Annotated in this window: 5 protein-coding genes; all 5 read left to right on the top strand. The window is 47.0% G+C overall.

The features are described 5' to 3' along the window. Nucleotides 1-522, top strand: a 522-nt coding sequence (locus PSI17_RS03220; RefSeq protein WP_273550579.1) for an integrase domain-containing protein, incomplete at its 5' end; no start/stop codon positions are given. Between the two features lie 251 nt (nt 523-773). Further along, a complete protein-coding gene (locus PSI17_RS03215) occupies nt 774-1,037 on the top strand; it encodes a helix-turn-helix domain-containing protein (RefSeq protein WP_273550578.1) in 264 nt (87 codons plus the stop codon). Nucleotides 1,038-1,556: 519 nt separating this feature from the next. Continuing rightward, nucleotides 1,557-4,979: an exodeoxyribonuclease V subunit gamma gene (gene recC, locus PSI17_RS03210; protein ID WP_273550577.1), complete on the top strand. Its 3,423-nt coding sequence runs from the start codon at nt 1,557-1,559 to the stop codon at nt 4,977-4,979. Between the two features lie 19 nt (nt 4,980-4,998). Next, nucleotides 4,999-7,887, top strand: coding sequence for a pitrilysin (ptrA, locus tag PSI17_RS03205; RefSeq protein ID WP_273550576.1), 2,889 nt, complete (start codon nt 4,999-5,001; stop codon nt 7,885-7,887). Next, nucleotides 7,884-11,534 (top strand): exodeoxyribonuclease V subunit beta, encoded by a 3,651-nt coding sequence (gene recB / locus PSI17_RS03200; RefSeq protein ID WP_273550575.1) that lies wholly within the window; start codon nt 7,884-7,886, stop codon nt 11,532-11,534. The genes ptrA and recB overlap by 4 nt, the downstream gene beginning before the upstream one ends. The last annotated feature ends 4 nt before the right edge of the window (nt 11,535-11,538 follow it).

Below are 11,538 nucleotides of genomic sequence, written 5' to 3'. Positions count from 1 at the left end.
ACGTTTCAAACTGTTTATCAGAAAGCCCTTGAACGGGATGCCGGATTTGCCGTCACACTGAAACTTGCCCGCTTGATGGGATTACGTTCTCAGGAAGCGGTGCAGTGTAGTGCTTCATTGAAAAGCTGGCGAAAACAATTAGAACAACCAGAGCCAAAATTGCATGTAGTTTTCGGTACAAAAGGCGGCCGCCCAAGGCAAACCCGTGTATTGGATGTTATTGCGGTGAAAGAGGTTGTAGATCAGGCCATTGCTGTTGCAGAGCAGCGAGGCGGCAGGTTGATTGATAAACCAGATCTCAAACAGGCCATGAACTACTGGCGAACACATACCACAAAAATTGGATTAAAGGGCAGTCATTCACCTCATAGCTTGCGCTATGCATGGGCGCAGGATGCACTGGCGTTTTACCAACAAAATGGCTTTAGCCGTCAGGAGGCAAGGGCATTGGTTTCAATGGATTTGGGGCACGGTGATGGTCGCGGACGTTATGTTGAGCGGGTTTATAGTCGTTCAACTTAGCAGTTCAGTTATTGAGTTAGATAAAACAATCAGTTAAAGTAATGCCGCCATTGGCAAATACCAATGGTCAAGGCGTCGCGGCCTTGTGCTCTTATACACTGGTAAGATTTTTTACCAGTGTAGCTTGCTGTTACCTTTTCAATGGTGATTCAGGCCGGGGAGGCTATGCCTCGCCGGAATAAGAGCCGGTCCGCGAACCCTGTCTGGATCACCACCATCAATTTTCTCAATTAATGGAAGGGGTAGCAGGAATGAATAACGTTAGAAATGACTGGCATCAAGCCGATATTATTGCTGCATTACGTAAACGTGGTACAACCTTGGCGGCTGTCTCCCGTGAAGCTGGACTCAGTTCATCGACATTAGCAAACGCATTAAGCCGCCCGTGGCCTAAAGGGGAATGGATTGTTGCGAATTATCTCGGCATACATCCTTCAGAAATTTGGCCTAGCCGTTATGTAGATATGGACGGCAATTTTATTGATCGCAGACCGCGAGAAGAATCAAATCAATAATTATTCTAATACCGCAATATCAGGGAAATAGTCACTTCATCAAATCACTTTCCGTACTATCAATTATCACTTGATGAGGTGACACTATAGTCTAACTGTCCTCTCAATAGCTTTCGACGAAATATACCCCAACCCCTTCACCGTCCGCAAAGTACTCTTCTCTTTAAGAAGGCTGCCTGTCAGATGAAAAATATCTTCCGGTTGCTATTATTACGTTTGCAGCGAGCTGATTAACCACTGTTGATATTTTAAATCGCAGTAGTGAAAAATCACGATGTTGTTTGAAACGCAGTCGTGACAAAATAACGGATAGTTTATAGAGAGGGTTATTCTTGGATGATATTTCACCATATGTAATGATTTATAGGAGTGATGTTATCCTAGAAAAGTATATAAGATGAAAATCCCCCAGCGATGATTTAATTTGTATATAAAATTGTATAGATTTCATAATCTGATTAAAAATATGATTTAATATCAATATGTTGACTGGGTTGTTCTATTCAAGTGGGAGCATTGATGTTTAGCGTTTATCATTCAAATCAGCTCGATATTCTCAAGGAGTTGATGGCGATATTGATCGGGGAGAATCCCCTGTCTGACCCGTTTGGCAAAGAAGTCATTTTGGTGCAAAGCCCGGGGATGTCACAGTGGTTGCAAATTCAGTTGGCAGAAAAACTGGGTATTGCTGCGAATATGGAGTTCCCGCTGCCGGCCACGTTTATCTGGCAGATGTTTACTCATGTGTTGCCTGATATTCCCAAAGAAAGTGCCTTCAGTAAGGATGCCATGAAATGGAAATTAATGGCCCTGCTGCCGGATTTGTTGACGGAGCCGGAGTTTTCAGCACTCAGGCACTATCTTGATCAGGATATTGATAAACGCAAGATCCACCAGTTGGCTGGCCGGATTGCCGATCTGTTTGACCAATACCTGGTTTATCGACCACAGTGGTTAGAAAACTGGGAAAATGGTCAATTAATTGATGGCTTGAGCAGCAACCAGTTATGGCAAAAAAGGCTATGGCTTGAACTGACCGCCTATACCCGTCAGCTACAACAACCTTTGTGGCACCGCGCCAATTTGTATCAGCGATTTATCACGACGTTGGAAGCAGGGGATTTTCCATTGAAGCGTCTTCCCCCGCGCATTTTCATCTGCGGTATCTCGGTATTGCCTCCCGCTTACCTGCAAGTACTCAAGGTATTGGGTAACTATATTGATATTCACCTTATGTTCACTAACCCATGCCAATATTATTGGGGAGATATCCAGAGTTATGCTTTTCTGGCCAAATTAGCGAGCCGTAAGCCAAAACATTATAAAAGCCATCAATTACTGGAAAGATTTAAAGAGCCAGAAAAAGCCCCGTCGCTCTTTAATGAAGAAGGGGAGCAGGTGCTGAATAATCCCTTGCTGGCATCTTGGGGAAAATTGGGGATAGATCACCTTTACCAGTTGTCACAATTAGAGCCGGATTCTGATATTCATGCTTTTGTTGAATTAAAGCCCGATTCTGTCTTGCACCAAATCCAGCAAGATATCCTGAATCTTGAAGATCATGCCCAGATTGGTTCGACAGAAAATACCTTTAAACATAGTCTCAAGAAGCGCCCATTTAATGGTGCTGATCGCTCACTGACTTTCCATTCATGCCATAGCCCGCAAAGAGAGGTCGAAGTATTACAAGATCAGCTCCTGCATTTGTTGGATGATGATCCGTCACTGACGCCGAGGGATATCATTGTGATGATGGCCGATATCGATAACTATGCTCCCTATATTCAGGCGGTTTTTGGCAATGCCCCCGATGATCGCTATATCCCTTTTGCCATCTCTGACCGTAAGGTTCGTCAGGCGCATCCTGTCTTACAGGCATTCATTACCCTGCTGGATTTGCCGCAGAGCCGATTTACGGCAGAACAGGTGCTGGCGTTATTGGAAGTCCCGGCCTTAGCCAACAAATTCGCGATTCAGGAAGACGGGTTGCGTTTATTGCGGCGTTGGGTGAAAGAATCCGGCATTTGCTGGGGGTTGGATGATGACAATATTGCCGCCTTATCTTTGCCTGCCACGGGGCAGAATACTTGGCGCTTTGGCCTGACCCGCATGCTACTGGGTTATGCGATGGATAGCGATGCTGGCCCGTGGAATGATGTTTTGCCTTATGATGAATCCAGTGGCCTTGCTGCCGAATTAGCCGGACAATTGGCGGAATTTTTAATGGAGCTGAATCGCTGGCGTAAGATTTTGAGCGAAGAACAGCGGCTGATGGATTGGTTAACGGTATGTCCGCAACTGCTGGACACTTTTTTCGACGCGGATGATGACATTGAACTGGTTCTGGCGCTGATTACGCAACAATGGCAAAAAGTGATTGATGATGGCCTGAATGCGCATTACGACGAAAGCATTCCTTTGGTGCTGCTACGCGATGAGCTGGCGCTGCGTTTTGATGATGAGAAGATCAGCCAGCGCTTCCTTGCCGGCGCCCTCAATTTTTGTACCCTGATGCCGATGCGTTCCATTCCTTTTAAGGTGGTTTGCCTGTTGGGGATGAATGACGGGGTTTATCCGCGAACCATTCCCCCCCTTGGATTTGATCTGATGGCCGAAAAAATGCAGCGCGGGGATAGGAAACGGCGCGACGATGACCGCTATCTGTTTCTGGAAGCGTTAGTTTCGGCGGAACAATGTCTTTATATTAGCTATATCGGTAAATCGATTCGCGATGATACGGAATGCAATCCATCCGTTTTGGTTAACGAATTACTGGATTATATCTGCCAGAGTTTTTGCTTATCCGGTGATGAAATGCGCAATGTTGATGACAGTGCCAAAAATGTCAGAAAGCATTTGCTGGCACAACATACCCGTGTACCTTTTGCGTCAGAAAATTTCTTACCTAACCACCCCTTACAAAGTTATGCCGCAGAATGGTTGCCAGCCGCGACACAGCAGGGTGTTTCAGCTACTGATTTTTGTCAGCCGATTGCGTTTGATCGCAGTGAAGTCAAAGAAGTGGCTCTGGATGAATTGATCCGTTTCTATCGACATCCTGTCCGGGCTTTTTTTCAGCAACGATTGAAGGTGCATTTTGTCATTGAAGAGATGGAACTGCCGGAAGAAGAACCTTTTGTACTGGATAACCTGCAACGCTACCAATTTAACCAACTACTGTTGAGCATCCTGATAGAACAGGGGGCACCTGAATCGTTGTTCTACCATCTCAGGGCGTCGGGAGGATTGCCCTATGGTTCCTTTGGCGAAGTTTATTGGCTGGATCAATTGGAATCCATGCAGCCCTTGGCCGCCAAGGTGAGAGAAGAGAGAACCGAGTCTTCTTCCATTGACCTGTATGAGAAATTAGACACGGTGATGTTAACCGGCAAAATTAATCGGGTACAGCCTGATGGAATTTTACGTTGGCGACCTGCGAACTTAACGGCCAATGATGGTATCCAACTATGGATTGAACATCTTGCCTGTTGTCTTTCAGGCGTTACCAGCGAAAGCCGCATGTATGGAACAAGTAAAAAAGGGAAAAAAGAGAAGGAAGATAAAAAGATTTCAGAATATCGCTTCTTGCCACTGGAACAGGATGAAGCGAAACACTATCTGAACCAGATGATCGAGGGCTATTTTCAAGGAATGTCTGAGCCTCTCCCCCTGTTTTGCCGAAGCGGTTGGGCATGGTTAGTTGACTGTTTTGATAAGGAAACAGGAGACATCGATTTTAGCGAAGAGAGCCAACAACATGCTGAAAATAAATTAATGGAACAATGGCTGGGAACCCATGACCGAAAAGGGGAAGGTGCGGATCATTACGTACAACGGGCTTTCCGGCAAGTTGAACAATCCCTTTTGGAACGAATGAAGCGTGAAGTTCAGCGCTATTTACTGCCGATGGTTCGTTATTCCAATGGATCATTATTTAAATAATTAGGGAGAATATTAGGTTATGCCTAAATACCTTATCCGCATCATGATGATGCTCTTTGGGCTGTTTCTTGGGGCTACTGTATACGCACAATCGCCTTGGCAGCCACTACCCGATACGATCCACAAAAGTGATCGCGATCCTCGTCAATATAAAGCGATTAAATTGCAAAATGGGATGACAGTTCTGCTGGTTTCTGATGAGAAAGCCATTAAATCCTTGGCTGCCGTTTCTCTTCCGGTGGGGCATATGGAAAATCCAGATAATCAGCTTGGTCTGGCTCACTATCTTGAACACATGGTCTTAATGGGTTCCAAGCGCTACCCACAGTCGGGCGGGTTTACTGAATTTTTGCAAAAAAATGGGGGAAGCCATAACGCCAGCACAACCGCCAACCGTACCGCATTCTATCTGGAAGTTGAAAATGGTGCCTTAGCCGGCGCGGTGGATCGCCTTGCGGATGCACTGGCTGAACCCTTGCTGGATCCGGTTAATGCTGATCGTGAACGCCATGCTGTTGACAATGAAATGACCATCGCCCGTGCAGGTGAAGGGCATAGAATATGGCAGATCCGTTCCGAAACCATCAATCCGGCTCACCCTAATGCGCGTTTTGCCGGCGGAAATCTGGAAACACTCAAAGACAAACCCGGCAGCAAATTACAGGCGGCACTGGTTGATTTTTACCAGCGTTATTACTCAGCCAATTTGATGAAAGGTGTGGTGTATGGTAATCAATCCATTGATAAATTGGCGCAGATTGCGGCAGAAACGCTGGGACGCATTCCAGACCGACAGGCTTTAGTGCCTGCCATTACGGTGCCGGCAACCACAGATAAAGAAAAAGGCATCATTATCCATTATGTGCCGGCACAACCGCATAAAACATTGCGACTGGAATTCAGCATTGCGGACAACACTGCTGATTTTCGCAGTAAAACAGACGCCTATGTCGGGTATTTGATTGGTAGTAATAACAGTCAAAATACGTTATCGGGTTGGTTACTGAAACAAGGATTAATTGAGAGTATCAACGCTGGGGCAAATCCCAAAACTGACGGTAACTCCGGTACATTTGATATTTATGTTTCGCTGACGGATAAGGGGCTTGAACAGCGTGATCAAGTTATCGCCGCCATCTTTTCTTATATCAACCTGCTAAAAAAACAGGGCATCAATAAGCGTTATTTCGATGAAATGACAAACGTCTTTAATTTGTCATTCCAGTATGCGTCAATCGTGCGAAATATGAACTATATTGAGGGCTTATCCGATGCCATGCTGCAATTGCCGGTTTCCCATGTCCTGGATGCAGGTTATGTTGCAGATGCCTTTGACCCGAAAGCGATAGCCAGCCGGCTGAATGAATTAACGCCTGAAAATGCGCGTATCTGGTTTATCAGCCCGACAGAGCCGCACAACAAAGAGGCCTATTTTGTACAGGCACCGTATCAGGTCAATAAAATTACACCAAAGCAATTGACTGAATGGAAAAAGCTCGCAAAAGAAGATTTTTTCTCTTTGCCGGAGTTGAATCCCTATATTCCTGATGATTTATCCTTGGTGAAAACATCGGGTAGCCAAAAACAGCCGAAAATGCTTTTGGAAAAGCCGAATGTTCGCTCACTGTATATGCCAAGCCAATATTTTGCGGATGAACCGAAGGGAAGCATCATATTGGAGATGCGTAATCCCAATGGTATGAAAACCGTTAAGGATCAGCTTGCTGATGCGTTGTTTGCCTATTTATCTGCTGCTGCCCTTGATCGACTGAATTATCAGGCATCGGTAGCAGGAATGTGGGTTTCAACCGATTATGCTGAGGGGCTGAGAATAATGGCCGGTGGTTTTACCCAACATCTGCCCGAATTGTTAACCTCAGCCATAGAGCAGTACCTCTCATTTGTGCCGACTCAGGAGAAACTGGAACAGGCGAAATCATGGTATCGGGAACAAATTGAAGTTGCCAATAACAGCAAAGCCTTCCAAATGGCGGTGCAGCCCATTTCCCAACTGGCGAATGTGCCTTACTTTGAACAGTCTGAAAGACTGAAAGTGCTGGATACCCTCACTGTTGACGATATTGTGAAATATCGCCGGGAAATGATCCAACAGGCGGCTTTACAGGCCATGGTCTTCGGCAATCTCACCGAGCAACAGGGTATTGACATCATTCAGGCCGCACAGAAGCAGCTCGCGAATCAAGGGACGGTATGGTGGACTGGCAAACACGTTGTCATTGACCGTCATTATGCGGTTAATTTTAAAAGAACGGCTAGCAGTACGGATAACGCTCTGGCAGAAATCTATATTCCAACGGGGTATGACCGTATCACGGGATATGTTTACTCCAATATGTTGAGTAGCATTTTGTCACCGTGGTTCTTTGAGCAGTTGAGGACGACAGAACAGCTTGGCTACGTGGTTTCGGCCTCCAACTCAGGAATAGGTGAACAATTTGGGCTGGGTTTTCTGGTGCAAAGTAACAGTCAACAACCGGATTACCTGCATCAACGTTATCAGAGCTTCTATCAACATGCGGATAAAAAGCTGAAAGCGATGTCTGATGCTGAGTTTAAGCAGTATAAACAATCACTGCTGACAGAAATGCGTGAACCCCCACAGACTTTCTATTCAGAAGTGGCGCGCTATGAGGGAGACTTTGGGCTCAATAACTTCAAATTTGATACCCGTGAGAAAACCATTGCTGCGATGGAGAACGTCACCAAAGCGCAGCTCATTGCGTTTTATGAAAAGGCGGTGATTAAACGTCAGGGATTAGCACTGATTTCCCAAGTTACCGGAAAAAAAGGCACGGCTCATCAATATGCGGAGCTGAAAGGCTGGAAAACTTACGATTATGTGTCCGATTTCCAGAAGCAATTACCGGTTAAGGTGAATGCTCTGTGAGCAAAGATACACTTAACCCGTTAACCCTGCCGCTGTATGGTCAGCGGCTGATCGAGGCTTCGGCCGGGACGGGAAAGACATATACGATAGGCGTATTGTATCTCCGTCTGCTATTGGGATTGGGCGGCTCTGCCGCCTTTTCCCGGCCGCTGAATGTCGAAGAGATTCTGGTGGTGACTTTTACGGAAGCGGCGACGGGTGAGTTGCGTGGACGGATCCGCGAAAACATCCACCAGCTCCGCTTGGCTTGTATTCGGGAAGAAACTGCGGGTAGCGATCCGACCTATCAGCAACTGCTGAATGAAATTCCTGACAAGGAAAGTGCGGCCGGTTGGTTATTAGCCGCAGAACGTCAGATGGATGAGGCGGCGATTTACACCATTCACGGTTTTTGCCAGCGCATGTTGGTACACAATGCGTTTGAGTCTGGTGTCCTGTTCGATCAAACGTTAATTCAGGATGAAAGTCAGTTGCGTAAACAGGGCTGTGCCGATTTTTGGCGGCGTCACTGTTATCCCCTGCCATTGCCCATCGCGGCCGAAATCAGCCGGATATGGAGTGGGCCGGAAGTCTTGTTGAAAGAGATTGCCGACTATTTACACGGGGATATGCCATATATTGTCAATGCACCTGATAGTGATGAAACGCTGTTTAGCCGCCACCAGAAAATCATTGAACAGATTGATTCGCTAAAGAGTCGCTGGAATGATGCGGCTGCTGAATTAGAGGAACTTATCACTAACTCTGGTGTTGATAAGCGTAGCTACAGCAAAAAGCATTTACCTAATTGGCTGCATAGTGTTTCTGTGTGGGCTAAATCGCCCACCCAAGATTACCTGTTACCGAAAGAGTTGGATAAATTTTGTCAGTCGCGCTTGTCAGAAAAAACCAAAAAAGGGGAAGCGCCGCGGCATCCCCTGTTTGAAGCGATTGAGGGTTTATATCAACAGCCACTGACCTTGAAAGATATCATCATCGCCAAAGCGATCGTGGAAGTTCGTCAGTCCGTGAATCAAGAGAAACTGATGCGTGGCTACATGGGATTTGATGATCTGCTGACCCGTCTGGACAGTGCCTTGCAGCGGGCAGGAGGCGAGCAGCTTGCGGCAACGATCCGCCAGCGCTATCCCGTCGCCATGATCGATGAGTTTCAGGATACTGACCCGCAGCAATATCGCATTTTTCAGGCCATCTATTGCGATCAATCACCAGAGCATCAATCACCAGAGGATCCATCATCAGAGAATGGCTTGCTGTTTATTGGTGATCCCAAACAAGCGATTTATGCGTTTCGTGGGGCAGATATTTTCACCTACATTCGCGCCCGTTCGAGCGTTAAAGCTCATTACACGCTGGAAACGAACTGGCGTTCTTCTGCCCCAATGGTGCAAGCGGTCAATAAACTGTTTTCCCGCCCGGAACATCCATTTTTGTTTGAACAGATCCCCTTTATTAACGTTAATGCCGCAGGGAAAAATCATGGACTGAGATTTTCCCTGCATGGGGAAGACCAAACTGCCTTACGATTTTGGTTACAGTCCGGTGAAGGTGTTTCCAAAGGGGAATATGAACAGATCATGGCCCGGCAGTGTGCCGCCCAAATACAGGATTGGTTGCAGGCAGGGCAGGAAGGAAAGGCGTTTTTATATCAGGCCAAAGATAAACCACGTCCGGTTATGGCGGCAGATATCACGGTGTTGGTGCGTGATCGCCGGGAAGCCGCCTTGATCCGTAAGGAATTGTATGCGCTGAAGATACCCTCGGTTTATCTTTCCAATCGGGAAAGTGTATTTGATACGCCAGAAGCGAAAGATTTGCTGTGGTTGTTGCAGGCCGTCCTTGCGCCGGAAAAAGCGCGTGAATTGAGAAGCGCATTAGCCAGCAGTTTATTTGGTTTGAGTGCACAACAAATTGATCAGTTGAATCACGACGAAACGGCGTGGGATCGTCTGGTTGATGAGTTTGATGGTTATGCCCGTTTATGGCGTACCCGCGGCGTATTACCGATGCTGCGGGCGGTCATGGTGAAATACCGGATAGCAGAAAATCTGCTGGCAGGTGATGACGGTGAACGTCGGCTCACCGATGTGATGCACATTGGTGAATTATTGCAGGAGATCTCTCAGCAATTAGATAGCGAACATGCCGTTGCCCGCTGGCTGGCACAACAGATTTCACGCCCTAACCCGCAATCAGAAAACCAGCAGTTGCGGCTGGAAAGTGATCGGCATCTGGTGCAGATCTGTACCATCCATAAATCTAAAGGGCTGGAGTATCCATTGGTCTGTTTACCTTTTATTTGTGGTTACAGAAAGCAAAAGCGCGCTGTTTATCATGATCGCCATAACTTTGAGGCGCACCTCAATATTTCCCATGACGATGAAACGCTGAAAGAAGCCCTGGAACTTGCGGATGAAGAGCGACTGGCGGAAGATTTACGTTTGCTCTATGTGGCATTAACGCGGGCGGTTTATCACTGTAGCGTGGGTGTGGCACCGCTTATCAAGGGGAATAGGGGGAAAGCCGGCGAGACGGATTTGCACCTGTCTGCCCTTGGTTACCTGCTGCAAAAGGGGCAGCAAGGTGATGCAGTGCTATTGGTTAACAGTCTGAATGAGCTTGTCAATGACAGCGGCGATGACAGCATAGAGATCAAGCGGGTAGGAGAGATCACCGATTCACAATGGCGTTCACAGGGTGAAAATAGTCTGTCGCTGGAAGCCAGAAAATTGCGGCGTTTCGTTCGGGATGACTGGCGGGTGACGAGTTATTCGGGGTTACAACATTCCGCTTCTCACGCGACTTCTCCTGCTTATGCGGGTGCATTGGGCGAATCAGTCGATGTGATTGTGCAATCTATTTCTCCGAAGCTGGATATTGATGCGCGTGGTGAAAAACAGGGAGAACAGGCATTACAGATGACGCCACATACTTTTCCACGCGGGGCATCTGCGGGCACCTTCCTGCACAGTATCTTAGAAGATCTGGATTTCGCTCATCCCCCGGATCAGGCGTGGTTGGCGGAAAAACTGACTACGGCAGGATTCGATGAAAATTGGGCGCCCGTATTGGCACAGTGGATGGATGATATCCTGTGCGCAGGGCTGAATGAGCAGGGAATGCAACTTGCCCGTGTGCCTCGTCATCTCCAGCAAAGTGAAATGCAGTTTTACCTGCCTGTGGATAAGCTATTGCATGCAAAGGAACTGGATAAGCTGACTCGTCGTTATGATCCGCTGTCTGCGCAATGTGCACCGTTGTCCTTTCATCAGGTCAAGGGCATGTTAAAAGGTTTTATTGACTTGGTTTTTTGCTGGCAAGATAAGTTTTACGTCGTGGATTACAAATCAAACTGGTTAGGGGAGAACAGCCAGTCATATACGCAAGAAGCCATGGCAAGCGCCATGATCGAGCATCGCTATGATTTTCAGTATCAGCTTTATACTCTGGCTCTGCATCGTTATTTGCGCCACCGGCTGGCCGATTATGATTACCGCCGGCATTTTGGGGGCGTGATCTATCTGTTTCTGCGTGGCATTGATCAAGATAACCCCGGGCATGGTATTTACCACTATCTGCCTCCTGTTGAATTTATTGACCAACTGGATGCGCTTTTTAGTGCTGCTGATGAGGAACAAAGCGCATGAATGC

The sequence above is a fragment of the Xenorhabdus sp. IM139775 genome (assembly GCF_028598745.1).
In the GTDB taxonomy this organism is placed as follows: Bacteria; Pseudomonadota; Gammaproteobacteria; order Enterobacterales; family Enterobacteriaceae; genus Xenorhabdus.
The sequence above is the reverse complement of the archived record's forward strand: the minus strand, read 5'-3'. Positions and strand labels throughout refer to the sequence as shown.